At 52.9% G+C, this 25906-nt stretch carries 18 protein-coding genes; 10 read left to right on the top strand and 8 right to left on the bottom strand.

Annotation, left to right across the window (positions count from 1 at the left end; all coding sequences use genetic code 11):
* Nucleotides 1–17 precede the first annotated feature (17 nt).
* The 3 genes from BP71_RS02430 to BP71_RS02440 all read left to right on the top strand — a co-directional run bounded on the left by BP71_RS02430 (nt 18) and on the right by BP71_RS02440 (nt 3894).
* Entirely contained in the window at nt 18–1802 is a 1785-nt protein-coding gene (locus BP71_RS02430) for a RagB/SusD family nutrient uptake outer membrane protein (RefSeq protein WP_496376227.1), read from the top strand.
* A 108-nt stretch (nt 1803–1910) separates the two neighbouring features.
* Nucleotides 1911–2348 carry a DUF3995 domain-containing protein gene (locus BP71_RS02435; RefSeq protein ID WP_496376229.1) on the top strand — a complete coding sequence of 146 codons (438 nt, stop codon included), beginning with the start codon at nt 1911–1913 and terminating at the stop codon, nt 2346–2348.
* A gap of 235 nt (nt 2349–2583) precedes the next feature.
* Nucleotides 2584–3894: an amidohydrolase family protein gene (locus BP71_RS02440; protein WP_496376231.1), complete on the top strand. Its 1311-nt coding sequence runs from the start codon at nt 2584–2586 to the stop codon at nt 3892–3894.
* A gap of 82 nt (nt 3895–3976) precedes the next feature.
* Here the strand turns inward: BP71_RS02440 and rsgA are convergent, their stop codons facing one another.
* The gene (rsgA, locus tag BP71_RS02445) at nt 3977–5041 is read right to left on the bottom strand and encodes a ribosome small subunit-dependent GTPase A (RefSeq protein ID WP_496376233.1); all 1065 of its coding nucleotides are present in this window, start codon (nt 5039–5041) and stop codon (nt 3977–3979) included.
* Nucleotides 5042–5230: 189 nt separating this feature from the next.
* Complete coding sequence (locus BP71_RS02450) at nt 5231–6097, bottom strand: energy transducer TonB family protein (protein ID WP_496376235.1); 867 nt, start codon at nt 6095–6097, stop codon at nt 5231–5233.
* Nucleotides 6098–6166: 69 nt separating this feature from the next.
* Between BP71_RS02450 and BP71_RS02455 the strand changes: the two genes are divergently transcribed.
* A complete protein-coding gene (locus BP71_RS02455) occupies nt 6167–7012 on the top strand; it encodes a DUF4349 domain-containing protein (RefSeq protein ID WP_496376237.1) in 846 nt (281 codons plus the stop codon).
* Here BP71_RS02455 and BP71_RS02460 read toward each other — a convergent pair.
* Together BP71_RS02460 and BP71_RS02465 are read right to left on the bottom strand one after the other, a co-directional pair.
* Complete coding sequence (locus tag BP71_RS02460; protein ID WP_496376239.1) at nt 7009–7872, bottom strand: energy transducer TonB family protein; 864 nt, start codon at nt 7870–7872, stop codon at nt 7009–7011. The genes BP71_RS02455 and BP71_RS02460 overlap by 4 nt on opposite strands.
* Before the next feature lie 90 nt (nt 7873–7962).
* Nucleotides 7963–9306 carry a hypothetical protein gene (locus BP71_RS02465; protein ID WP_496376241.1) on the bottom strand — a complete coding sequence of 448 codons (1344 nt, stop codon included), beginning with the start codon at nt 9304–9306 and terminating at the stop codon, nt 7963–7965.
* Nucleotides 9307–9478: 172 nt separating this feature from the next.
* Here BP71_RS02465 and BP71_RS02470 point away from each other — a divergent pair, with 172 nt between their 5' ends.
* The 5 genes from BP71_RS02470 to BP71_RS02490 all read left to right on the top strand — a co-directional run bounded on the left by BP71_RS02470 (nt 9479) and on the right by BP71_RS02490 (nt 18583).
* Entirely contained in the window at nt 9479–12538 is a 3060-nt protein-coding gene (locus tag BP71_RS02470) for a SusC/RagA family TonB-linked outer membrane protein (RefSeq protein WP_496376243.1), read from the top strand.
* A gap of 34 nt (nt 12539–12572) precedes the next feature.
* On the top strand, nt 12573–14249 hold the full coding sequence (locus BP71_RS02475) for a RagB/SusD family nutrient uptake outer membrane protein (protein ID WP_496376245.1): 1677 nt from the start codon (nt 12573–12575) through the stop codon (nt 14247–14249).
* Between the two features lie 63 nt (nt 14250–14312).
* Complete coding sequence (locus tag BP71_RS02480; protein WP_496376247.1) at nt 14313–16784, top strand: hypothetical protein; 2472 nt, start codon at nt 14313–14315, stop codon at nt 16782–16784.
* A gap of 57 nt (nt 16785–16841) precedes the next feature.
* The gene (locus BP71_RS02485; RefSeq protein WP_496376249.1) at nt 16842–17426 is read left to right on the top strand and encodes a Crp/Fnr family transcriptional regulator; all 585 of its coding nucleotides are present in this window, start codon (nt 16842–16844) and stop codon (nt 17424–17426) included.
* Nucleotides 17427–17512: 86 nt separating this feature from the next.
* The gene (locus BP71_RS02490; protein ID WP_496376251.1) at nt 17513–18583 is read left to right on the top strand and encodes an NAD(P)H-dependent flavin oxidoreductase; all 1071 of its coding nucleotides are present in this window, start codon (nt 17513–17515) and stop codon (nt 18581–18583) included.
* Between the two features lie 7 nt (nt 18584–18590).
* Here the strand turns inward: BP71_RS02490 and BP71_RS02495 are convergent, their stop codons facing one another.
* On the bottom strand, nt 18591–19241 hold the full coding sequence (locus tag BP71_RS02495; RefSeq protein ID WP_496376253.1) for an HD domain-containing protein: 651 nt from the start codon (nt 19239–19241) through the stop codon (nt 18591–18593).
* Nucleotides 19242–19311: 70 nt separating this feature from the next.
* Nucleotides 19312–20157 (bottom strand): helix-turn-helix domain-containing protein, encoded by an 846-nt coding sequence (locus BP71_RS02500; protein ID WP_496376255.1) that lies wholly within the window; start codon nt 20155–20157, stop codon nt 19312–19314.
* A 198-nt stretch (nt 20158–20355) separates the two neighbouring features.
* Here BP71_RS02500 and BP71_RS02505 point away from each other — a divergent pair, with 198 nt between their 5' ends.
* Complete coding sequence (locus BP71_RS02505; RefSeq protein WP_496376257.1) at nt 20356–21339, top strand: CE1 family esterase; 984 nt, start codon at nt 20356–20358, stop codon at nt 21337–21339.
* Here BP71_RS02505 and BP71_RS02510 read toward each other — a convergent pair.
* A complete protein-coding gene (locus BP71_RS02510) occupies nt 21287–24835 on the bottom strand; it encodes an ABC transporter permease/M1 family aminopeptidase (RefSeq protein WP_496376259.1) in 3549 nt (1182 codons plus the stop codon). The two genes, BP71_RS02505 and BP71_RS02510, sit on opposite strands and share 53 nt — an antisense overlap.
* A complete protein-coding gene (locus BP71_RS02515) occupies nt 24825–25718 on the bottom strand; it encodes an ABC transporter ATP-binding protein (RefSeq protein ID WP_496376261.1) in 894 nt (297 codons plus the stop codon). Before BP71_RS02515 ends, BP71_RS02510 begins: the two co-directional genes overlap by 11 nt.
* Nucleotides 25719–25906 lie beyond the last annotated feature (188 nt).

A 25906-nucleotide genomic window follows, 5' to 3' on the forward strand; every position in this document is an offset into this window, starting at 1 on the left:
GGAAAATATCAGAACCAATGAAAAAAATAAAACATATCGCCTTACTGGCCCTACTGGGCGTAAGCATTTGCTCCACGTCCTGCGAGGAGGATTTCCTCGACAATGCGAACAAAAGCCGTTTGACCGACGAAATGCAATGGACATCGGAAGGCAATGCGGACCTGTTCCTGAACGACATCTACACGTCGCTGTCCAACAAATGGAACTCGCCGGATAACCTCGACAATTTTACCGACGACAACGATGCCGGTTTCTACTGGAAATCGTACAGCTGGCGGCAGGGGATCGTGGATCCGGCGGTGAACAATGGTACGCCGATGGATCATGCCAATGCCAATGCTACCGATTATGCTTCCTGGGCGGCAGGTTTTCAGAAAATCCGGAAATGCAACCTGTACATCCAGAGAGTGACTGAAAACGCCGCCAACTTTTCGGAAGCCTATCGCAAAAAGCGGATTGACGAGGTCCGTTTCCTGCGCGCCTATTATTACAGCGAGCTTTTCATGCACCTGGGCGGCCTGCCGATCATTACCGAAGTGCTGGACCGCACGACTATGGGTGAGGAAGAACTTTACAGGCCGAGGAACACATTTGAAGAAACCTTTGAATTTATTACCAAAGAACTGGGGGAGATCGTAGCCAACAAACAATTGCCTGTGAAGTACAACAATGGCGATGCCGACGCTGGTCGCGCCACACTCGGTGCGGCCCTGGCGCTGAAAGGCTGGCTCGAACTGTATGCCGCAAGTCCGGCGTTCAATGCAGCGACGCCCGCAGCGGGAGCTGATCCCAACAAACTGGTTGGCTTCGGTAATTTCGATGCCAAACGCTGGGAGCGGGCCGCAGCGACCAATAAGCAGTTTATGGACACTTATGGCGGCAATTATGCGCTTTTTGCCGACCTGAATGCATTCTGGTGGGAGAAAAACGAGTACAATTCGGAAGTGATCTGGGATCGGCAGGTCGTGTCGGTGATCATGGGATCGAACTACGAACAATACGGCGGGCCGGTCTGGATCGACGGGGTGTATTATACCTGGGGTAATTACTGCCCGACGCAGGAGTTGGTAGACCAGTTTGCGATGGCGAACGGCAAGGCCATTACAGACCCCGCATCCGGTTACGACCCTCAAAAGCCATACGTCAACCGTGAAAAGCGTTTCTACGACTTCATTGTGTACGACGGCGCGCCTTACAAGCAGGACTGGATGGCTAAAACCGACACCATTTACACCCGGATCGATAAAGTAAAGCCCTCCAAAAACCAGATCGATTTTGGTACCGATGACGTAGGGAATACGGGTTACTATTTCAAAAAGAAAATCAACCCGCTGAAGCCACGCGGCGGGGCTGCGAGCGGTCAGAACTTTGTGTACTACCGTTATGCGGAGGTTTTGCTGAACTACGCCGAAGCACAGAATGAAGCGGCAGGACCGGATGCATCGGTGTATGTGGCCGTAAATGCGATCCGCAAGCGTTCCAATCTTTCCGAGTTGCCGGCCGGCCTGACGAAGGAGGCCATGCGCCAGGCCATTCGCCGCGAGCGCCGTGTCGAGCTTTGTTTCGAAACAAAACGGTTTTACGACATTGTGCGCTGGGTAATTGCCGAAGACGTCATGAACAAGGATTTCCACGGAATGAAAATCACGAACACCTCGCCGAATGACAACAAGGGCAAATGGGTGTACGAGGTGGTAGGGCTCAACCACCCGCATGTTTTTACCAAAAAAATGTACATGAACCCGGTGCCGCAACCGGTCGTGGACCAGAACAAAAAGATCGTTCAGAATCCCGGATATTAGTAGTACAGGTCAGCCCCGGCCTCATTGAGTAAGTCGGGGCTGATTTTTAGTGATTGCGGATTATATTGCGCCTAACTGGCTTTCAAACCAGGCCGGTGAATCGTTTATATGGCTATAATTTGCGATACGCTTCTGATTATCAATGCATTGATTTTTATCCTGCTGTCGCTCCTGCATGTGTACTGGGCAATGGGCGGGAAGTGGGCAGCAGCGCAGGTACTCCCGCAAGTCCCCGGTGCGGAAGGCGCAAGGGTTTTTATGCCGGGCAAAGGCATGACGCTCGTGGTCGCTGCCGGTTTAATGGGCTTTGCATTGATCCAGATCGGGAATGTCTATAACAATCTGGAAAGCAGGTTGCTGCTGAATGGGTTGCTGGGCACCGGCATTGTTTTTGGTGCGCGGGTGATCGGTGATTTCCGGTATGTGGGCATTACCAAGCGGGTCAGGGATACGACCTTTGCCAGAAACGATAACCGCATCTTTATTCCCCTTTGCCTCTACATCGCTTTGTCGAACCTTTTTGTGTTTTTCTTCTGCGACAACTGACCCGTTTAATAACCAGCTAGGCGTATAGTCATTAGAGAAACACCTGTCGCTACTTTGTTATTCTGTCTGTAACCAGACATGATTTCATTGTAGTTTTTGAAAAAAGAGGAGTGCCTGCTCCTCTTTTTCTTTAAGATCGGGGTCAAAGGAATGTCACCATTAGTATTAATTCCGTAGATTCCGGCAGTTATTTCTTCATTATTTACCAATTCAACGGACCTGACTACACTGTTTTATGATTTTCAAAATTTCCCGGACTTTCGGTAAAACCACTCTTTTGTCCATTCTGAGCGCCACTGCCCTGATGGCCCAATCTCCCGAGAAACATTACCTCATTAAAGCGGGTCAGCTGTATGACTCGGAGAAAAACATTTTTATCAGGAACCAGCAGATTCTGGTGCGTGGAAAAAAGATCGTGAAAGTGGGGGTTAAACTGGAAACGCCGCCGAATACCGAGGTACTGGATTTCAGCAGCGGGACGGTGACTCCCGGGCTGGTGGACGCCCATACCCATTTGCTCACCAATCAGGGATTACAGGAAACGTTAGCGGTGGATGCGGTCATGCGATCGTCGGAAGAGCGGATTCTGCGCGCGGCAGGTTTTGCCAAAAGTTACCTGGCGGCCGGTTTTACAAGCATCCGGGATGTGGGTAACTCGGGCCAGTATCTGGATGTGGAAATGCGCAGGGCCATCGAAAAGAGATATATCAGCGGGCCGCGTATGTTCGTTTCCGGCCCGATCATCGGCTCAATGGACGGCCAGCTTTCGGCGGGTATCCCTATCAAGGAGTTTGATCACATTGCCCGGTCGGAGCAAACGCTGGTAAGTGGGGTGGAAGAAGCCCGGAAGGCCGTCAGGGAGCATATTGCGCGCGGCGTCGATGTGATCAAGATCCTCGCAGTGGGTGACAGGCTCGCACTGGGCCTGGACGAAATGAAGGTGATCGTGGAAACCGCACACCGGGAGCGGGTGAAAGTCACCGCGCATTGTGACCGCGACTGGGCCGTGCACGCCGCCATCGAAGCAGGGGTGGACGGCGTGGAGCACCTCTACGGCTTCAAGGATGCCACGTTGGAAAAGATGGCCCAGAAAGGGATTTATGCTGTGCCTACTTATGCTACCCCCGAACTTCGTGCTCAATACATGGACCACATGCATATCGAATACAAAATGGAGGACCTGAGAAAAGATTTTGAAGGAAGCTTCGGGAAATGGGTAGGGCAGATCAGGAAGGCCGGGGTGATGATCGTGGCAGGGTCCGATGCCTATCTGGACGGCGGTACCAGCCGGGGAGAGAGTGCAAAAGAAACGATCGACGCTTACCGGCAGTCGGGGATGCCGGTAGAGGATGTGATCAAAACAGCAACCGCCAATGCAGCGAAGATATTGGGTATGGAAGGGCAGATCGGTGTGATCAGGGAAAATGCTTATGCGGATATCGCGGTATTTAATGGTGACCTGACCGGGGATTTCCGTAAGTCTCTTTTCGACGTCGAATTCGTCATGAAGGAAGGCGGAATCGAATTCCGAAAACCCAAGCCATAACTAACGCCGGATTTGCAATGCCCCCAAAAAGCGGAACACTTCTTGGGGGCATTTTCACGACGTCTGACAGGAATTTATGCAACTAATACTTGCGTTGTTTCCGGAATTCGACCACCTGCCTGGCTATTTTTCCAAACTGTCTTTCAGTCCTTTTGCGCTCCATGGCATTGCCCTGGTAATGCGCCTGCTCACGCCCGAGTTTCAGATAGCTTTCGTACACCGTCCGCGGCAGCGCTCCGCTTCTGACAGCCGCCGCAACGGCGCAGCCTGGTTCGTGCTGGTGACTGCAATCATCAAACCGACATTCCGAAGCGAGCGTGCCGAGCAAAGGATGGAGCTGGATGCCGTTGTCACCGGCTTCCAGCGTTAATCCGAATTCCCGCATACCAGGCGAATCGATCAGCATAGCGCCGGAAGGCAGGAGCACCAGGTTCCGGGAAACGGTGGTGTGCTTCCCTTTCCGGTTGGCATCGCTTACGGCGCCAGCTTCCTGCAAATCGTAACCGAGTAATGCATTGAGCAGGGTGCTTTTGCCTACACCGGACGAGCCCAGCAACGCGTAGGTCAGGCCCGGCAACAGGTGTTCCGACGCCCATTGCGTGAGACCGGTCTCGTCAACGGCACTGAGCAGCAGTACAGGGCAGTCGTAGCCAAGGCCCATCACTTCCTTCTGGTACTGTTCGGGATCGGGGACGAGGTCTTTCTTGTTCAGCACAACAACCGGCCTGATGCCGCATTGGGTCACCTGTAAAAGGTAGCGTTGCAGCCGCATCAGGTTAAAATCCCGATCAAGACCCTGCACGATCCATACAAAGTCGATATTGACGGCGATCACCTGCTTTTCGGAGGTGCGGCCGGGTGTTTTCCGGCTGAGTTCGTTTTGTCTGGGGAGTACGCCTGTAATAATCCCTTCGTCACCGTACGATTTGAAGGCAACCCAGTCGCCAACCTTCGGGAGGTCCCAGTTGTCGAGGCTATTCAGCAATGTGCCCGCCAGCAATGCATCGATTGTGCCGGTGGCTGTGACCAGCCTGTGTTTGAACCCTTCGATGGCCGTGACACGCCCTGCGTCGAGGCCTTGGGTTGAGTATGAGGCAAAATGATTTTCAAAATGGGTATTCCACCCATAAGATGATAATGATGTCATGTTTGTAAAGTCTGAGCTATGGGCAAAACATCGCCTGTCCGCGCATAGCAGGGGATAAAATGATCAAAGCAGTGGAGAAACGCGGGCCATTCCCGATGTAACAGAGAAAAGACCGGCGTCAGGCCGCAATGTCAGACGATGGGCGATATGTAGTTTCAGACCATGACATAAGGCTGTAAAGATAGCGCTTTATTTTTGGTATTTTCTTCGCATTTCCTCGGTAAAGCTGATGGGAAGATTGTATTTGAAGCGGGAAAATGTGCCTCTTTGGTAAAGGACGGGCCAATCAGGAATAAGCTTTACCACGCGCACTGCTTCCTGGTTCAAAACCGGATCCAGGCCTCTCAGAATTTCGGCCTGGTCGACAATACCCTGATCGTTAGCAGAAAATGCAATGGATACCCGGCCTTCCCTGCCGGCGAGCGGAGGCAGGTTGTTCCAATTAATGGTGGAGTAAACGAAATTTACAAGCAAGGTGGGGTTAGTGAAGAAGACCGACGTTCGTGACTTGGAATTATTAAATTGCTCGATGCGGGCCAGTCTCCCGTTACGAAAATCAACCTCCCATTCTTTTTCAAAGATGAAAAACATATCCAGGCCACGGCAAATAGCCCGTCCGCTTATACCATGCAGGTCCCGATCTGACAAATGCACGGGGAAGGGTCCGTTATCCAGATTTTTGCCGAATAGGATAACAAGCTCCTCGTCGATCTGGCTTTTGCTGGCTTGCCCGCTGTGGACAGCCATGAGTTTGACCTGCTCTCCGACAATTTTCCAGTAGATCCGTTCCCGGTTGTCATTATAATGTTTTCCCAAATGGCGTAGCCGATACTCCTGGCCCTGGGCGTAGGATTCAAACAAATGTTCTCTCAGCGAAATGGTATCTTTTCCGTAAATCAGGTAATCGCTGATCACCATGCAATCAAAGCATTGCCCGTATCCCCGCAGCATACCGGACAAAATGTACAGGATCAGACAAATCCGCAAGCAGCGATTCCGTTGGTCATTGTGCTCTTCCTGCGGGTAAATTTCCTTTTGATATTCAACTTTAATCATGGAAGTTCATAAAGTTTGTTTTTTAGTTTTGTAAATATATATTTAAGAAAATTAAATATAAAAATAACTATGAAAAGTCTCGCGTTTTGCATTCTGATAGTACTTGCAGCCGCTTGTACCCAAAAACCTGCCGATAAGAATGTTGCAATGGAGGTGGATCTCGGAAAACCAATAGATGTCGTCGAGGAGCCCGCGCAGGCTCCCCCGAAAACGATTACGGTTACCATGCCCCGTAAGCTCATCAAAAATGGTCGCGTAGCATTTGAAACGGACGACCCCGCGGGCGTTAGAAAACAAATCGTGGATGCTGCCAGGGCTTTCAACGGATACATTTCATCGGAAAATGAGGAAAAGCGAAGTGACGAAACCAGCTACCAGATAGTGGTCCGGGTGCCGACAGACCGTTTCGATCAGTTTCTTGCTTCGGCGACGAAAGGCGTTTCCGACTTCCGTGAACGATCCATCGAAATCGAGGACGTTACCGAGGACTTCCTGGATCATGAGGCGAGGGTTAAATCTAAAAAAGAAATCGAAGCCCGGTATCGTCAGTTGCTGAACAAGGCATCGACCGTGAAAGACATACTGGAAATCGAGAAGGAAATGGGCGAGATCCGGACAGAAATAGAGGCCAGCGAGGGCCGGTTGAAATACCTGAACGACCAGGTTCAATTTTCGACGCTACGCATCACTTTTTACAAGTCAACGCCTTCCACTTCCTCATTTTCACATGAGATCAGCAAGGCATTCTCCAATGGATGGCAAAGCTTGCGGGTATTTGCCGTGATCCTCGTTACGATCTGGCCATTTGTATTGCTGGCCATTCTGGCGGCGTTTGCAGTGAGATACTTCCGAAAAAAGGTAAGGAGGGATAAGCAGCCTGCCATGGAAACCGGCCCGGAATCGGGGGTGCATTAAGGATGTCCGACACCGTTGCGGCGACCACTACCGGGGGCATATTTTCTCCTCGTTTCATCGCTGAAATCAATAGGATAATTGAATATTTGCCGGTCATGCTTGCCGTGGCGGTATATCACATACCACTCCGGGATCTTTTTAATTACCCGTACCGCTTCTCTGTTGAGCATCGGATTGATGCCCTTTAAGACCGTCAGACTGTCGATCCTGCCCAATTTATTTGCAGAAAACCGGACAAAGACTTTGGTTTGCTGGCCCGAGGGGAAAGGCATCTCGTCCCACCTGATGTTTGTATAGATGAAATCAGTCAGTTTTCTGGTTTCCCGGGCGTATGGAGAGTCCTTCGACTTTGAATTATCATGCGCTACCACCTTTTGCTGCCGGCCTTCGGAGAAAATATACTCTAATTCATTTTCAAAAACCGGATATGGTGCCCAGTTAATGGGAATAATAGGTCCTTTTAATGCAAAAATCGTCCCGCTGAACCAGTCCGCCTTTACTTTGCCATGCTGATATCGGGCACCGAAAATTTTGGTCAGGCCGTTGCGGACTTGTTGCTCGTTAGAACAATCGGAAGATACTTTTACCAGATAAAGCGTTTTGCCCTGAACCTCCCAGTAGGTACGTATCGGCGAATAGCATTTGGTACCGTCACTCCTGTTGCGTCCGCCTAGCAAATTGGATAGCTCGTTGCTGTTCGGAATTAGTTCCCCCTTTTCGGAATGGATCGGTAACGTGTCTTTCTGATAGACCAGAAAATCGACCGGCCAAAATGTCGAGAAAGCAGACAGATCGAATGGAAAGATCACTGTCGCGAAGCAAATCAGCACTGAGACGATTAATACCTGCTGCTTTTTCATAATCAAAAGGGTTGATTTTACATAATTTAAATTAATATAAAAGAAAATTACATAAAAATATACCCTTTTGATTTTTTTGCACAGACACTCTTAAAAATTCCCATCAAACGCCGCTTTTCCCTTCGCATCTTTTAACTCCACCGATTCCACTGCTCCGATACCGGCAAATTTCACGCTTAACCCGTAAATACGTTGTAAAGGCCGGTTGTACGTGGTTTCAAAAACCTTTTTTGTGTTGACAAACAACTGCGCGTGCCGGTTTTTTACCCTCAGTTCGATGGTTCCGCCGTGGGTGAGGTCCGCACCAAGGAAATCGAGGGCGCTGGTGGAGCCGTTGCGGTGGACGTCGGAGAACTGCATCCTGGTCCAGTGTACGCAGCCGGGTTTCATGATCACGATCTGGTGGTAGGTTTCTTCGCCCCCAATTGTGATGCGTACCTCCGAGCAACGCACGCCCGGACGCGGGAGCGAGGTTTTCAGCCGGAGTTTCAGATGGAAATCGTCCCCGCTGATGGCAGTAGGCCGGCTATTGATGAAATCGACGAAGAAGGTTCGGTTTGTATCTACGCCCGCGCGGGATACCTCCTTGGCGCTGACGCCGTAGGTCCCGTTCCGGAACAGAGCCGGCACGTCAACCGGGTACACCCGCGTGGTGTCGTGCATCATGTTGGCGGTGGCCGTCCAGCCATCCGTGTGCAGGTAAACCGTGGCGCTGTCGATCGTGGTACCGTGGTTCCGGAGCGTGGCGAAATAGCGGCCCGGCACCTCATAATAATGCGAATAGATGCTGTCCTCGCCATTCAGCTTTACTTTCCGGCCATCGCCGAAATCGATCAGGAAATCCCCGGCCAGGTCGGCAACGTCTTCAAAACTCCTCAATACAAACACAGCCGAATGCGGGTTTTCTCCGACAGGGTTTTTACAAATCAGCTTAATGTCCGGAGCAGCCGGCTCCTGCCATTTTTTCAATAAAACTACCGCCACTGCGATCAGAACAATGCCGAACGTGACGAGCAGCCATTTACGGTCAATCCTTCTGTTCGCCAGGACCGGAGTTTCAGGCATGGTCCTGCCAGGTACAAGTTGGGGCAATGCCAGCGCAGGTATTACCGTTTCCGCATGCAGTGCCAGCGCATGCTTTTCTACGAATGTATCCCAATCGGGAAAGCCGACGTAAAGGGCCATCGCGTCGCGCGTCGCCTTCTGCGGATAGTAACGGTCGCCGGTTTTTATTTTGCCGAAAATGCGTTTCAGCGTGTTCGGACTAATCTGTACGTGGGTTCTTTTGAAGAGGATATGGCTCAGCCTGACGAAGTCGCTGTTGGTCCATTCCGTGCTGTTGGGCTTGCCATAGGCTTCGCTCACACGTTGGCAGCATTCATCTAGAGGGTCTGAAATGCAGGCCCGGCCTTGTCCATTCTGGGTTGTGTTCATACAATAATGTACTGTATGTCAATGTCTTAAGTTGTCCATAATTCTGAATAACGAACTGGTCAGGTTGATTTAATAATCTCCGTATTGTGCAATTTTATATTTGCTAACTCAAATTTTTAGTCTGCGGCGGACCAGCACGCTTTCCGGCGCAAAACCCTAAATTTTAACAAATATGCGACAAAAAATTCTACTTGGCTTTGCCTTGTTGCTGGGATCGTTGTGCCCGTTGCTTGCCCAATCGAGGCAGGTATCGGGCAAGGTCACCGACGAGGCCTCGCAAGGTCTGCCCGGTGTCAGCATCGTGATCAAAGGCACACAACGCGGAACGGTCACAGACGCGAACGGCGATTACCAGCTGGCGCTGCCCGATCAGGGCTCCGCGATCATGACTTTTTCTTTCGTCGGCTACGAGAGCCAGGATGTCGATCCGGGCAGCCAGTCGGTGCTCAATGTGACCTTGAAACCGGGATACAATGCATTGGCTGAGGTGGTTGTGGTCGGATATGGTACCCAGAAGAAGAAGGACCTCACAGGCGCCATTTCCAGTATCGGCTCTAAAGACGTAGGCGGTCGCCAGACGTTACAGGTATCCGACGCATTGCAGGGCAGCGTTGCCGGCGTATCGGTAACGCGCAGCAGCGGCGCGCCCGGTTCCGGGTCCAGCATTTTGATACGCGGTATCACCACGATCGGCACCAACAGCCCGCTCGTGATCGTGGACGGTGTGCCGGTGAGCAGTATCGACAATGTGAACCCCGGCGACGTAGAGAATATCACCGTTCTTAAAGACGCTGCTTCGGCAGCCATTTATGGCTCGCGGGGAGCGGCAGGGGTGATCCTGGTGACGACCAAACGGGCGAAAAGCGGGCAGGGGGGCCTGGAATACACCTACGAGTACGGCGTGCAGCGCGCCACCGCGACGCCCGGATATGTGGGCGTGCAGGACTATATGCGGTATTTCAACGAACAGGCGGTGAACGACGGAGCAAGTACCGGAGCTTTTCCGGACGCTTTGATAGCTTCCTATGCCGACAGTAACCGCGTCAATCCCGATCGTTTCCCCAACACCGACTGGCAGAAGTCCATCCTGACCCGGCGAAACGCCCCACGTCAGCGGCATGATGTCGTTTTTACAATGGGTTCCGGAAAAATCAAAACCAAGGCCTCTCTGGGCTATGCGAGTGCTGGTGCGTTTTACGACAACCGTTCTTACGACCGGTACCTGTTCCGGGTGAACAATGATATGCAGGTGAATGACAAACTAAGCGTTAACCTGGATGTGTTCTACAAGCGGACGCGCAACGAGGGCAATGCAAACGAGCTGTCGCCTACGCGCTATAACCCTATTTACGAAGCACGTGTCATGCCGCCGATTTATGACGACGTGTATGAGAATGGTCAGCTGGCGGTCGGGAAGGACGGACGTAACCCGTTGGCGCAAGTTCGGAACGGCGGTTTTACCCGGCAGCTATACAACCAGATCGGCGGCAGGATACAGCTTAATTTTAAACCTGTTGAAGGGCTGACACTCACCGCATTGGTAGCGCCCGTCTTTGATCTGGACAAAACCAAGTACTTCACCAAACAGATCCGCTTCGCCAATCCCGACGGTACGCCCGGGACAGTCGTGAACCAGGCGCGCACCGTGCTCTCAGAAGGCCGCTCGGAAGGGGTAAACATCAATGGACAGCTGTTAGCCAATTATGCAAGGGAATTTAACGGCGGGCATTCGCTGGATATCCTGGCGGGTTTTGAAGAAAACTATCGGTCCAGGGATACGCTGGGTGCGTCGCGGAGCGGTTTCGCCCTGACTGATTTTCCTTACCTCAATTCCGGCTCCACCGAGTTACGCGACAATTCGGGCAGCGCTAATGAATCGGGACTGCATTCTTTCTTCGGGCGATTACAGTACAATTTCAAAAGCCGGTATTTCATACAGGGCAACTTGCGCTCGGACATGTCGTCGCGATTTGCCTCGCAGTACCGGCGGGCAGTTTATCCTTCCGTATCGGCCGGGTGGACCCTTTCCGAGGAGAATTTCATGAAAAGCAGCAAATGGCTCTCATTTCTGAAACTCCGGGGCTCCTGGGGAATGGCGGGCAACGAGCGGCTGCTGGATAAGGACGGCAATCCTGCCTATTATCCCTACATGGCGACTATCGACTTTTCCAGCGCATTGTTTTACCAGAATGGCAGTGTCGTGCCCCTGACGGGCGGAGGCCAGCAGGTTTATGCAGTTCAAAATATTACCTGGGAAACCAGCCGGACCGCCGACATCGGTCTTGATGCGGCATTCCTCAACGACCGCCTTACCCTGGCGGCCGATTATTACAAAAAAACGACGACAGATATTCTCCTGCCGCTCGATATTCCGCTATATCTCGGGTATGACAAACCCAACCAGAATGCCGGTACCCTGAATGTGCGCGGCTGGGAGCTGGAAGCGGGCTGGAAAGACCATTTGGGCAAAGTTAACTACTCCGTAGCCGCTAACCTTTCCGATGCCAGGTCCACCGTGGGCGACCTGAAAGGCACCGAGTTTCGCGGGGATCAGATCATCCGCAATGGGAGCCAGTACAACGAATGGTTCGGCTATATTTCCAACGGACTTTTCCAGACCCAGGACGAGATCAATGGCGCGCCTGTCCTGAACGTAACCACCAAGCCCGGCGACGTCCGTTACGTGGATGTGAACAAGGATGGCAAGATCACCACCGACGACAAGGTACTGCTGGGAGGCGCATTGCCCCGTTACCTGTACGGCGGCAACCTCCGCGCCGAGTACGCGGGCATCGATTTCGGGGTCACGTTCCAGGGGATCGCCAAAAAGCTGTCCAGGCTGAGCAGCGAGGTAACCCAGCCGTTTGCCGAAGCGTTCGGTAATATGCCTTCGGATATGGTAGGTAAGTTCTGGAGTAATAACAACACACCGGAGCAGAATCGTGGAGCCTCTTATCCCAGGCTCTCCCGGACCTCGAACAGCGCCAATTATGCCCTTTCGGATTATTGGCTGCTTAATGGCGCTTATTTCCGGCTGAAAAACCTGACGGTGGGCTATACATTGCGCCAGGAACTCGTGAAGCGGGTGGGTGTTCAGTCCTTGCGGCTTTACCTGTCAGCGAGCGACGTTTTCTCGCTCAGTAAATTTCCGAAATACCTCGATCCCGAGTCGGCGAGCTATTCCTATCCCATTGTAAGCACGTTTATGGCCGGAGCGACGATCCGGTTCTGATGACTATTCCTTCCCCACTTTGATTTTAACCAATATGAAAAAAATTGCGGCATTACTCCTCCTGGCAGGCATGAGCGGCTGCCATACCCTGGACCTGGCACCGCTTTCAGAGGCCTCGACCGGTACTTTCTATTCCAACCAGACCGAGCTGGAACTGGCCGTGAATGACCTCTACCGGCTTGCGTTCTGGGGAAATGACAACGAACTGTTCAGCGACAATGAGTGGCACAGAGGCCAGCTGACCAATGCCGTGATCGGCGGCACCATGACCGCTGATGACGCCAACGTGCAGACCTACTGGCTGAATTCCTATAGGGCCATCGCGAGGACCAATTCCTTCCTGGCCAACAAAGACCGTGCTGCGGCCGTGACGCCCGCGGTGGTCATGACGCGGCTGGAAGCAGAGATGCGGCTCATCAGAGCTTACCAATACGCGAGGCTCATCACGCATTTCGGTGACGTCCCTTTTCTCACCGACCCGGTAACGCTGGAAGAATCCTACGACATTGCGCGGACCAGTCAGGACAAAATCCTCGAATTCGTATTCAGTGAACTGGATTTTGCGGCAGCAAACCTGCCCGCAACCTATGCAGCGGCAGAAACCAAAAGGCTCACAAAAGGCGCGGCATTGGCGGTCAAAGCCCGTACCGCCTTGTATTTAGGTAAATGGGCGCTGGCGCGTGATGCCGCGAAGGCCATCATGGATCTGAAAGAGGCCAGCTACGCTTTGCACAGCAGCTATTCCCAGTTGTTTCTGAAAGCCGGCGAAACCAGCAGGGAGCTGATCATCAGCATTCCGCGCGACGAAAAGCAGCAGGTTTTCAATGGGGCTGGCTATGTGCAGGACAATATCTCCCGCAATGCAGGCGGCTACGGCGCCCAGCTGCCCACGCGTGACATGATGGACGCCTACGAATGCACCGATGGAAAGCCTATAGACGAATCGGCATTGTATGATCCCAAAAATCCATTCAAAAACCGCGACCCCAGGCTAAACGCCACCATCGTGGAGTTCAATACGCAATGGCTGGGCTACAACTACATGCCGCACCCCGATTCACTGACCGTATTCAGTTCGAAGGAAAACCGGAGGGTTCCCAACAAAGACAGCCGTGCGGTGGCATCATTTGCCAGTTTTACCGGATTTTTATGGAAAAAGGGCATCGATCAGACCTGGCCCGACCGGCTCGTGGAAGACAATGACGCGATGATCATCCGTTACGCGGAAATCCTGCTGACCTATGCCGAGGCCAAAATCGAACTGGGCGAGATCGATGGGAGCGTCCTCAACGCGATCAATCAGGTGCGGGCGAGGGCCTACGGAGTGGGTGTGGAGCAAACCAACGCCTATCCGGCTATCACTTCCACGCAAGCAACCGCGCTCCGGACCATCCTGCGCAGAGAAAGAAGGGTAGAATTTCCGCGGGAAGGACTCCGGTATATGGACCTCATCCGTTGGAAGCTTGCCGAGAAAATTTTGACAAAACCAGTGGTCGGACTGCCTGATCCGGCGGCCCAGAACCGCACCAAATGGCCGTTTCCCGGCATTACGCCCATCGATGAGGATGGTGTTGCCGATTACACGGGCTTTGGCGCGGATGTCAAATCGATAGCCCAGCGCAGTTTTGACAAAACACGTCAGTACCTCTGGCCCATCCCGGCCGTCGAGCGTCGTGTAAATCCGAATGTAACCCAGAATACCGGATACTGATTTAAACTTTCCCGCACTGGCAGGAAATTCATAGTGCTGATTTTTAACTTAATTATTTTTTGAATGAAGAAGAACCTGATAGGAGTTGCGCTGGCGTTTTTATGGCTGTTTGATACACCAATCACCCAGGCACAGGTCCCGCGCGCTTTCAGTGGCATTTACCCGCATCTGGCTATGTATAACAATGAAGGAGAATGTGGTACGGGCGCCGTGGTGCCCTGGGCGGGCAAGCTCTGGGCGATCACCTATGGTCCGCATTTGCCCTTCGGATCGTCGGATAAACTTTACGAGATCTCGGCGGACCTGAAACAAACCATCAGACCGGAAAGCATAGGCGGTACACCCGCAAACCGGATGATCCATTCCGAAAGCAATCAGCTTTTTATTGGTCCTTACGCCATTGACAAGCAGGGAAATGTACGTGCTATTCCATACAAAGCCATGCCCGGCAGACATACTGGCAACGCCCGGCACCTGACCGATCCGGCAAAAAAGATTCTCTATGGTACGATGGAAGAGGGTTTTTATGAAGTAGACGTGAAAACCCTGGCGCCGAAGATGCTGTACGAAGATGGTAATATCGAAAAAGACAAGGAGACGGGCAAAGCGACTTACCAGACGAAAGGACTGCTGCCAGGCACACACGGGAAGGGTTTCTACTCCGGACAGGGCGTGGCAGTATATTCCAATAATGGCGAACCCGGACGCAAGGCCGAAATACAGTTTGATATCGAATCGGGTTCACTTTCCGAATGGGATGGGAAGACCTGGAAGGTAGTCCGCCGCAATCAGTTTGTGGAGGTAACGGGTCCGGGGGGCATTTACGGCAACAAAAATCCCGAAACCGATCCGATCTGGGCCACGGGCTGGGACCACAAGTCGGTGCTGTTGGGCGTGCGTGATCATGGGAAATGGACGTTTTTCAGGTTGCCTAAAGCCAGTCATAGCTACGACGGTGCCCACGGCTGGAACACCGAGTGGCCGCGCATCCGCAACGTAGGTACGGCGCAGAAGCCTGATTACCTGATGACAATGCACGGCATGTTCTGGAAATTTCCCGCGCAATTTACCTCGCGGCGCAATGCGGGTATCCGCCCGAGGTCTGCTTATCTGAAAGTGATCGGTGATTTTACCCGATGGAACGACGGACTCGTTTTCGGATGTGACGATTCGGCCCAGCGCGAGTTTTTGAACAAAAGAAAAGCGAAAGGCGGGATTGAAGGGCCTGGTCAATCCAATTCCAACCTCTGGTTTACTTCCCTGAGCCAACCCGACCAGCTCGGACCTGATCATGCCGAAGGTTCGGTTTGGATTAATGAGGCAATAAAGGCCGGTGAAAGCTCGGAGCCATTCCTTTTCGCCGGCTGGAAACACCGCGCGGCGTGGATCCGGAATGATGGTAACAACGACGTCCGGTTTGTGTTTGAGGCGGACAAAACAGGAAATGGTCAATGGACTGTACTTAAAACGGTTAGCGTCAAGTCGCAAAGCGCGCTGCGGACGGAGTTTGCCGCAACGGAAGCCGGAGAATGGATCCGGGTCAGGCCCGAACAGCCGACCACCGCGACCGCGCATTTTTCGTACGCATCGGACGATGCCCGGGGTGCGGTCTCAGACCCTATTTTCAAAGGGTTGGGTGCAGTGAACGCGTCGCAGGTGAGCGGTGGCCTTTTATACGGATTGGGTGAAAACCGTCGGGTGCTGGGCCTGGCAGCCGTGAATTTCAACGATGCGCAATCTTCCGCCGTCGGCTATTATGAATTGGGTGGCGACATGAAGCTGGTACCCAAAGAGGATTCAAAAATGCAGACATTCATTCAAAGCAAGTTTGCCATTCCGCAAAAAGTCGTTCGTGTAGAGGCATCTTCGGTGCTGGTTGTGGACGATAAGGGCCGCCGCTGGAGGTTGCCGCTGGGCAACAATGCATTCACGGGCTTAACAGACCAGGGCGCATTGCGCATTTGCCGCGAAGTTGCCACCGAGCGCGACCTGTTCAACTGCCACGGAACATTCTATGAGCTTCCGGCTGAGAATGCGGACGGTTATGCCAAAATTCGCCCGGTATCTTCCCACAACCTGCGGATCCACGACTATGCATCTTACCGCGGCTTGCTGGTGATGACGGGGATCGAGCCCAAAGCCATGCAGAACAGCGGGCACATCGTGGTATCCGACGACCGGAAAGCAGCGGTGTGGGCCGGTGCCATCGATGATCTCTGGAAACTGGGTAAGCCGGTAGGGAATGGCGGCCCGTGGAAGAATACGGTCGTCAAGGCGGGCCAGTTATCGGATCCATACCTGATCGGGTTTTATGACCGGAAGAACCTGAAACTTTCGACGCAATCGAAAGATCCGGTGACAGTTACAATGGAAGTCGATCCCGTCGGAAATGGTCCCTGGATGACGTACAAGACTTTCAGTGTGAAGCCCGGACAGACTGTTTCGTTTGACTTTCTCCAGGGTCTCTCCGCACGCTGGGTCCGCTTCAAAACCGACAAGGATTGCGTGGCGACGGCCTGGTTGGAATATCGGTAATGTCGCCGCGTCGTAGGTACGGAATATGCAGTATCTTTCGGCATTAAAATACCAACGATGGATGCCAGGCAGATTCTTAAAGACCATATTACCAGGACCGTCGAACTGACCGATGCGCAGTTCGACGGTTTTTATGCATGTTTCAAGCATGAATCGCTCCGGAAAGGGCAGATGCTCATCCGGGAGGGAGACCTCGTGACCCGTGAATATTTTGTACTGGACGGATGCCTGAAAACCTATTTTCTGAACGATCAGCTCAAAATGTCGATCCTGCAATTTGCAATGCCTACCTGGTGGGCGTCGGATTATGATGCATTGTACAACCACCATCCGGCCGCGGTGAACGTGGATTGTGTGACGAATGTCGAACTACTCTCCATTTCCGCGGAAGACCGGGAGAAGGTTTGCGCTGAGCTACCTGCAATCAATCACTTCTTTCGCTGGCGGACCAACCGGGGGTACGCGGCTGCCCAGCGGAGATTGCTGTGCCTGATGAACAATGATGCCAAAAAACGCTATGAAACCTTGCTGGCACAATATCCGATGTTGTACCAGCTCGTACCTAAGCAGCTGATCGCCGCGTACCTGGGCGTATCACGCGAGACACTCAGCCGTTTGTACCAATCGGAACGGCAAGCCTGAAATTGTGACCCATATCACACCAAATCACCGGCTTCGACCATTTAATTTGTAACGCGGACATTCACTTCCGGTCCGCGGTGTTTTTTATGTGGAACCAAACCCAAGTTTCCCGCACGCTGGGAATCCAATATCCGATCCTGCAAGGCCCTTTCGGGGGTAATTTATCATCCGTCAAACTGGTTTCGACCGTTTCGAACCTGGGCGGCATGGGTGGATACGGCGCTTACATGCTCCAACCGGAGGAAATCATTACCCTGGATCAGGAGCTGAAACAAGCCACCGGCAAACCCTACAATATCAACCTCTGGGTCTCCGACTCGGATTGGCCGTCCGGGGAGGTTAGCGACGAAGCATTTGAGAAGGCCAAAGCCCTGGTGAAACCGTTCTTTGACGAACTCGGCGCTCCGTTGCCAGCCAAACCCGCCGCCTATCCATCCCGTTTCGAAAACCAGGTAGAAGCATTGCTCACCACCCGGCCACCTGTTTTCAGTTTCATTTTCGGAATCCCGTCCCAGACCATTCTCGACGAATTCCGTAAAAAGAATATCAAACTCATCGGGAATGCCACCACGCTCGATGAAGCCATTGCGCTGGAAAACGCAGGAGTAGACGTGATCATCGCATCCGGTTTTGAAGCGGGCGGCCACCGCCCCTCATTCCTGGAATCGCCCGAAGCCTCTCTGACAGGCACATTCGTGCTTGTACAGCAGATCCGTGACAAAGTCAAAACGCCGGTGGTAGCGGCGGGCGGTATCGCCGACGCGCGCGGCGTTGCGGCTGCGCTGACATTAGGGGCGGAAGGCGTGCAGATCGGGACCGCATTCCTGGCTACCGAAGAGTCGGGTGCCACTGCCTATCACCGCGGTCTGCTGCATTCGGACGCGGCCCGCTACACCACATTGACGCGGGTTTCTACCGGTCGCCTGGGCCGCGGCATTCGCAGCCGCTACACCGAAACACTGGCCGGGCAGAAGGACCTGCTTCCGTTCCCGTTGCAAAACCAGTTTATCGTGCCGCTCCGCAAAGCAGCGACCGAGCAGCAGCAATGGGACCTGATCATGTTCTGGGGTGGCCAGATCGCGCCGGTTTTGAAACATACCAGCGCGAAAAAGCTCTTTGAATCGATCGTCGATGAAGTGCCGGGGTATTTAAAGTAAATCCTGCTTACTCATTCCAGGGCGAGTGCAGAATGCAATCGCAGAAGTTCTTACGCCCGAAATTCGGGATCATATAGGTGCATACATCGGCCTTGATGTTGCCAAACGTCGTGTCGGTTTTGTGCGCGAAACCTGAAAAGAACGTCGGGATGATCTTGTTTTTGAAGTTGTTGCGGGGAAACGCCGCGATGATCTCCTCGCGGTGTGGTGTGCTCAGGTGCTCGTAGCCTTCGCCCATGACATCGAGGCCCACGCCGGAGTAGAGCAACGCAACCTCGGGCTCCTTGTACTCGGCCACACCGATGGTAGTGTGCAGCGCAATGGCATCCCATACCAGTTGGAGGGATTCCTTAGGTAAACCATTGCTTTTTAAAAAGTCGCGCGCGGCGTCGGCACCATCCACTTCGAAACGCTTGTCGGGGCTGCTATAATGCTTCGTCAGGCCGAGGTCATGGAACACGGCGCTGATATACAGCAGTTCGGGGTCGTAGGTCCGCTGTTCGCGGTTGCCGTTCAGCGATGCGAAAAGGAAGACACGTAATGAGTGGTTGTAAATAAACTCGGTGCCATGTTCGAGCAGGAGGTCGGTGGCATCGTTGGCGAGCTGGCTGTCGGGGATGCGGATACCCGCAATAGTATGCAATGACTTGGCAGACATGATTTTATCGATTTTTGTTTCGACAAAATTAGGTGCTCCGGGAAGGCCGGGGAATGTCAGATTTTACGGATCACCTGCCAAAATTGACGAAACGTGTACGATAGTCCTGGGGCGACATGGCTGCATTCTTCTTGAAAAAATGGCTGAACTGCTCGGGTGTGCTGAAATGCAGCAGGTAGGCAATCTCCTTCACGGGCTGGGACGAAAATTGCAGCGAACGTTTAGCCTCGGCAATGAGCTGCCCGTTGATGATCTCCTTAGCACCCTTGCCACCACAACGTTTGCAAATGTCGGTCAGGCGGCGGGCCGGGATGTTCAGTTCACCGGCATATTCCGCCACTTCATGCACCGACTGGTATTTCCGGCTCACCAGATCGATAAACCGCCGGTAGACCTGTTTTTCATACTTGTCAAAACCCGTGCCGGCTTCCGCATGGATATTGGCGATCTTGATCATGATGATTTTGAGGTAGGCAGCCAGCGCGTCCAGCTTGTTATTGTAATCGCTGGCTTCGAACTCATTGTGAAGTGTTTCAAACAGAAAATTCAATTCCTGCAAACTTGCGTCATTTACCGGAAGGCATTGGTTTTCGGCAGCATTATTAAACAAAACGGCCTTGCAGTTACTGGCGCTGTCCGGAGTTTTTTCCCAGAAACAGTCCCCGAAACTCAGCTCGTAGCCGGTCACAACGGAAGATGTAGTATACCGGCAAAGCTGCCCTTTTGAAAGGAGGAAGAGCTTTTTGCCCGTCAATGGAAATGCAACGCCATCGATCTCGATGGTCCCATTGGCCTCGGCAATAAATATAATTCGGTGATAGCCAAGCCTTTCAGGGACAGATGAGGAGCGTTCCGCATTTTCGAGCCGGGTGACTGAAAAGGAATTTTTGATGTCTTGTTCGAAGCGAAAATCCATGTACAAATGCGTGCTATTGCAGAGGTAATCCCAGAAGGGCGTTTAAAGTTCAATGGTCTCTGGCTTCCCATAAATGGCCCGAAGCGGCAATAGGTTCTGTATCCAGGCTATTTCAATTGTTCCAATGAGAAAAATAAACGCATTGAACTTGCTGGCTGGCTGTTATCGTTGGTTAGGAAATGTCACTCCTTCATATCGATGTCGCTGATCATCTTTTTGCCACTTGCCGGGTTACCGGTCGCCCTGTTCCTGTACCTCTACCGCTGGAATATTTTTCATCCTTTAAAAAAAGGCCGGGTTGTGGTCGGAGGACTCGAACGGAGCTTCCTTTATCACCTTCCGCGCCGCCTGAAACCGCATTCGAAACTGGTTGTTGTTTACCACGGCAGCGGGCTGACGGCATGGATGATGCAGATCCTTACAGGTCATGAGTTCGATCTGCTGGCCGACCGGGACCAGGACGCGATCATCGTGTATCCGCAGGGTTTTAAAGGAAACTGGAACGACTGTCGTAAAAACGCGCCGTTTCCCGCCAGACAGGCGGATATCGACGACATCGGCTTCACCCGCCAGCTGATCGATTTTTTCATCCACGACTACGCCGTCGATCCGGAGGAAATTTATGCCGCCGGCTTTTCAAATGGCGGACAAATGGTGATCAGGCTGGCTAATGCGCAACCCGGTTGGTTCAAGGGCTTTGCCGTTATCAGCGCCAATTTACCGACAGAGGACAATAATCAATGCAAAAATATCCAGCAGCCGGTTTCTCTCATTTATTTCAGTGGTATGGCCGATCCCATTATCCCGTATAATGGCGGTGAACTGTTGCTGAATGGGCAAAGTACCGGATCCGTGGAGGGTACCGTCCGGAGCCTCGAACACTGGCTGGAAGCTGCCCAGTGCGACCCGATCCCTCATTCGGTGCGCAAATACCCGGAAAGCCGGATGAAGGGCGCCGCTACGGCCATCCGTGAAAACTACCATTCAGAAAAAACAGGTAAACAGGTTAGTTTTGTCAGGATAACGGACGGTGGTCACACGATTCCTAATGCGAACTTCCGCATTCCGATCCGTTCCATGGGCCATATGAACCGCGATATCGACGCGCTTGCCGTGATCTGGGAGTTTTTTAAGGGGTTGGACGCAATTCACACACACCACCATCATCACCATTCGCATTGAGGACACAACTCATCGGGTCGAGCACGGCAAACGAAGGTTTTCTGTCGGTCGTGACGTGAATGATGGTTTCCGGTTTTGTAAAATGGTATTTGCGTAAGTACAGCGGCTTTGTCTGCGGGTTCCACGCGGAAGGCCGCGTTTCGAAAATGCCGATTTCAAAATCGTCATCTGCCGGAAGTAACCGTGTATGCCCGTCGGTTTCATCCAATTTCTGCACGTGAATTTGTAAAACGATCTCAAACCGGCCATCGGGCAATGACTTGCACGACAATGCTTTCATGCGGTTTTGGTAGATAATCACCCGATTGAAATGACCGTCGATCAGTCTCACCTGTGCGGGTGTGGCGCTATGTACAAGTGCCTGCACGAGATCGGCAGGTAATGGCTTGTGATTTGGATAGCCATATTGATGAAGCAGGGCTTTAAGTGCTTGGTTCACATAGCTTTCTCCCAGTATTTCTTTTAAGTTATAGAATGCCAGGCCACCTTTCTGGTAATGTACAAAAGGCTGATCGTACGTTTGCACCAATGGTAATTCCCGTTCTCCTGCGGCTCCACGAAACGCGAAATAGAGCTGGTTGTCGGCACGCAGGTATTGCTGGAGCAGCATTTTGCCGAAACGTTTTTCAGTGACCATGGCCTCGGTGTACTTCGCCAGCGCTTCTGTGAGCAATGCATCGCCGGGCCCGTAGGTAGGGGAGAGGCGGTTAGCCCACCATTGGTGCGCGGTTTCGTGCGCAATGGTGGCATAGGCATGGTTGAACCGGCTGCTGTCCCGGAAATCACCCATGAAATTGATCCTTTCCTGACTGTAAATAACACCCGGATAAGCTGTTGCCGAGCCGGGATAATGCGGTATTTCGGCCAATGTTAGCTCCGGCAACGGGTATTGGCCGAAATGCATATTCCCGTAGTCGACGGCATCCCGCATGGCCTGCATCATGGCCGGGACATTGCCGGTGTGCATGGGCTGGTGACAAATGCGGAATGTAACACCTTTGTAATATTGATCGATGACGCGGTACCGGGCCGAGGACAATGCAAACATAGGACGCATAGGCTGCGAAGATTTGTAATAAAAATAGCTTCGCTCCTTCTCACGCCAGGTGCTTTCCAACCTCCCCGGCGATACCACATACTGGTCGACGGCTGTCGAGATAAGGTTCTCAAAATCAACAAAATGATAGCTGCGAACGGTCGAGGTGCGGATTGCTCTTTTTGGGAGACCATTCTTTTGCCTGATCTCCGGATTACTGACCTCAAAATCAGCCTGGTAACCCAGGTAGGGTACGTACTTTTCGAGCTCGATATAGGTGCCGTTGGCAATGACGGAGTGCTCGCTGTTAAATGCCGCGAAAGCCGGTCGGGTTACCTGCATCGTAAAATCCAGGCCGATCGTATCCCCGGGCAGCAGCGGTTTTGGCAGGTCATAGGCATAACGCTTGAAGGGTTCATCGAATGCAGCTGCGCGCGCGTCACGAATCTTGAAACGAACTACATCCACCTCAGGATCGGAACCGATCAGCAGACGACTGATCGGGCGGTCCGATTGGTTTTGAAGCAGGTAGCGGCCGCGTACGGCGTATTTGTTTTCATCCGAAAAAAGGTCGGTTCGGAGGCGGATGGCTTTTATCACGGGCTGGGCAGCATTTTCGACGGATTTGTACTTCCGCTCATAGGCGATTTGCCATTGCTCATTGGCCGAGCCGGTTCGTTCGCTGGCTGTGGAAGTGGTTTGGGATTGAATGTAAAATCCGGCAGCTGCGAACAACGCCATACATACCGCACAAGCCAAAACGGAAAGCCGGCCCCATCCCGACAGGCCTGCAAGCAGGCGCGTCCGCCAGGTAGCCTGCCCGCTATCCATCCCCAGGTGCATGCCCGCGATGGCCAGCACGCAGGCACAGAGGAACCAGTATAACATGTAGCCGTGAAAGGATGTGCCATGGACTCCCCAGCCATTAAAATCGGAATATCGCATGCCTGGCGTAATGGCAAACCGGAACAGATAACTCTCCATTCCTAGCCTCCGGGCAAAAATGAAAATGGCGATCAGCAGCCCGCTGACGAGCATTCCCAGGTATTTGTTTGAAAAAATAGTTTGAATAAAAAGGACGAGCACGGCAAAGAGGGTCAGCGGCATTCCGCAGTAATAATATAAAGAGAGGTAAATGCCCCAATCGAAGGAATCGGCACCGGCAAACCATTGCACTGCGGCACCGGTGGCGATATGGACTGTGATCAGTGAGAAGATCAGCGTGGTGAGCACCGCCAGTTTGGAAAGAAAGATGGTCGCGGTGCGCACCGGAGTCGAGAAAATCAATGCCTGCATGCCAAAAGTTTTTTCCCGGTGCATGAGCTCCGCCCCGTAAAAAATAATGAGCAGGAGCGCAGGCCGCACCGCCAGCAGTTGTTCTGCGATGATACCGGTTGTGGCATGGCTACGGATGCCGTAAACCCCGTTGCTCAGGTTTTCGTACAATTCGACGGCGTTGAAAAACACCCAAAGCGCCATCAGCACCGGCCATAACACGTGACCGAAAATGCTACGGACATCGAGCTTCCATTGGGAACGCCAGGTCGCAAGCGGGTAGGTGAGGGTATCGATGCGGGTTCGAACAGGTGAATAACGGGCCGGTATTGGCATGACTGCTTTTTCTTTGTTTCGCTTTTTTGAGCTTTTGGGGTTGGTGATCTCAAATTTGAAACGGATATAGGCCAGACCCAGCAGCACGGCCGACAGACCCATCCACAGCAGACGGTTCAGGAGAAAAGGCGCGGAAAGCGGAAACAATGAGGTATTGCGCATTGCCGTTGACCAATTTCTGGTTTCGCCGAAGAAAGCTGTAAAGCCAAAGGGATCGATCAGAATAGATAAGAAATCCGGGCCGCCCGGTTTCAGCGTCGCACCGGCCAACATAGGTGAGTTCCCAAGGATGGAGCCCACGAAATAAAGGATGAACAGCAGTACACCAGCCGCGTAAACAAAGCGGGCATTGCGCGTGAGCACGGCGGTGACAAATAGGATGGCACTGCAAAAGAAGATGTTTGGAATGCCGAAGGTAAGCAGCGGGTATATAAAGTGACTGATCCTGAAGGGCCCCTGGTGCTCTGCTGCCACATTCGGCATGGCAAGGCCTATACCGGCAAGGGCCAGGACGAGGATGACGCTCATCGCGAGTAAAAGCCCTGTGAGCCGTACCAGAAAATAGGTCGGTTTGCGCAGTCCGGTGGCAAAAATCAGCGGTTCCATATGGTAATGCCCATCGCGCAGCACCACCGATGCACAGGCGAGCGTGACGGTAAAAATGCTGAACAGGGAAAGCAGGCACACGATCATCTGGATTACGTAAGGCGCATTCTGGTGTACGTCGGGCCCGCCGAAGCTGCCGTAGGTCATCAGCATACCCAGCCCGAAGAAAAGTACGGCACCCAGGCGAAAGGTGATCTGGCCAAAATGATATCGCAATTCAAAGCGAAGCAGTTCAGCGAACATGTCGCACCTCCTTTCCTGCGTCGTGGAGCGTGGCGAAATAGACTTCTTCCAATTCGGGTTTCAATGCTTCGAAACCGGAGTCCGGGCGGTGGTCGGAGAGGATATGGGCCTGGATCCGGCCGGCAATGCGGCGGGTTGAAATGACGCGGAAGGCCGCCTGCAACAACAGCAGTTCTTCTTTGACGACCATTTTTCGCCAGACCCGTCCCTGCAACGCATGGGTGAGCGACGCCGGTTTTCCCTGCCATACCACGCGTCCGTCTGCGAGCACGGCCATTTCGGGGCAGAGGTCATGGACATCTTCCACGATGTGTGTCGACAGGATCACGACGATCTGCTCGCCGACCTCGCTCAGCAGGTCATGGAAGCGGTTCCTTTCCGACGGGTCAAGGCCCGCGGTAGGTTCGTCCACGATCACCAGTTGCGGATTGCCAAGCAATGCCTGCGCGACGCCGAACCGTTGCCGCATTCCACCAGAGAAAGTGCTTACAGCCTGCTTGCGCTGGGCATACAGGTTGGTGAGCTGCAACAATGCCGCCACTTGTTCGCCGCGCTGCTTTTTGTCCGCTATTCCTTTTAGCACGGCCAGGTGATCGAGCAAAGATGCGGCTGAAATACCCGGGTAAACGCCGAAATCCTGCGGCAGGTAACCCAGCCGGGAGCGGAGCCAGTGCGGATGGGAATGAATATCCAGATCATCGAACGCCACATTACCGCTGTCGGGCAATGCGAGCGTCGCCAGGATGCGCATCAATGTGGATTTACCGGAGCCGTTGGGGCCCAGCAGGCCGAACAGGCCGTTGGGAATGTCCAGCGAGACTTTGTCGAGGGCCCGTATGCCACCGGGATAGGTCTTGGAGAGGTTGGAGATTTTCAATCGCATGGGATCTGTTTTGAATCATGGAACTCAAAAATCCATACGATTGCCGGGGACGCCAATTAATAATGAAGAGGGAGGACGATCCGGTGACGAACGTCCTGAAACCGGTCATTTCCGCATTGTTGAACCTATGTCACCGGAATCGCGACGGTTGTCATTATTTTTTGGAAGCGACTGCCGCTGCCGGTTTC

Source organism: Dyadobacter ginsengisoli DSM 21015, assembly GCF_059568735.1.

What these genes read in the sequence shown, in the direction of transcription:
- BP71_RS02485 (WP_496376249.1), top strand. Translation starts at nt 16,842, where the DNA reads ATGGATGCCAGGCAGATTCTTAAAGACCATATTACCAGGACCGTCGAA.
- BP71_RS02470 (WP_496376243.1), top strand. Translation starts at nt 9,479, where the DNA reads ATGCGACAAAAAATTCTACTTGGCTTTGCCTTGTTGCTGGGATCGTTG.
- rsgA (WP_496376233.1), bottom strand. Translation starts at nt 5,041, where the DNA reads ATGACATCATTATCATCTTATGGGTGGAATACCCATTTTGAAAATCAT.
- BP71_RS02500 (WP_496376255.1), bottom strand. Translation starts at nt 20,157, where the DNA reads ATGGATTTTCGCTTCGAACAAGACATCAAAAATTCCTTTTCAGTCACC.
- BP71_RS02490 (WP_496376251.1), top strand. Translation starts at nt 17,513, where the DNA reads ATGTGGAACCAAACCCAAGTTTCCCGCACGCTGGGAATCCAATATCCG.
- BP71_RS02460 (WP_496376239.1), bottom strand. Translation starts at nt 7,872, where the DNA reads ATGAAAAAGCAGCAGGTATTAATCGTCTCAGTGCTGATTTGCTTCGCG.
- BP71_RS02480 (WP_496376247.1), top strand. Translation starts at nt 14,313, where the DNA reads ATGAAGAAGAACCTGATAGGAGTTGCGCTGGCGTTTTTATGGCTGTTT.
- BP71_RS02475 (WP_496376245.1), top strand. Translation starts at nt 12,573, where the DNA reads ATGAAAAAAATTGCGGCATTACTCCTCCTGGCAGGCATGAGCGGCTGC.
- BP71_RS02510 (WP_496376259.1), bottom strand. Translation starts at nt 24,835, where the DNA reads ATGTTCGCTGAACTGCTTCGCTTTGAATTGCGATATCATTTTGGCCAG.
- BP71_RS02435 (WP_496376229.1), top strand. Translation starts at nt 1,911, where the DNA reads ATGGCTATAATTTGCGATACGCTTCTGATTATCAATGCATTGATTTTT.
- BP71_RS02455 (WP_496376237.1), top strand. Translation starts at nt 6,167, where the DNA reads ATGAAAAGTCTCGCGTTTTGCATTCTGATAGTACTTGCAGCCGCTTGT.
- BP71_RS02430 (WP_496376227.1), top strand. Translation starts at nt 18, where the DNA reads ATGAAAAAAATAAAACATATCGCCTTACTGGCCCTACTGGGCGTAAGC.
- BP71_RS02465 (WP_496376241.1), bottom strand. Translation starts at nt 9,306, where the DNA reads ATGAACACAACCCAGAATGGACAAGGCCGGGCCTGCATTTCAGACCCT.
- BP71_RS02505 (WP_496376257.1), top strand. Translation starts at nt 20,356, where the DNA reads ATGTCGCTGATCATCTTTTTGCCACTTGCCGGGTTACCGGTCGCCCTG.
- BP71_RS02450 (WP_496376235.1), bottom strand. Translation starts at nt 6,097, where the DNA reads ATGATTAAAGTTGAATATCAAAAGGAAATTTACCCGCAGGAAGAGCAC.
- BP71_RS02440 (WP_496376231.1), top strand. Translation starts at nt 2,584, where the DNA reads ATGATTTTCAAAATTTCCCGGACTTTCGGTAAAACCACTCTTTTGTCC.
- BP71_RS02495 (WP_496376253.1), bottom strand. Translation starts at nt 19,241, where the DNA reads ATGTCTGCCAAGTCATTGCATACTATTGCGGGTATCCGCATCCCCGAC.
- BP71_RS02515 (WP_496376261.1), bottom strand. Translation starts at nt 25,718, where the DNA reads ATGCGATTGAAAATCTCCAACCTCTCCAAGACCTATCCCGGTGGCATA.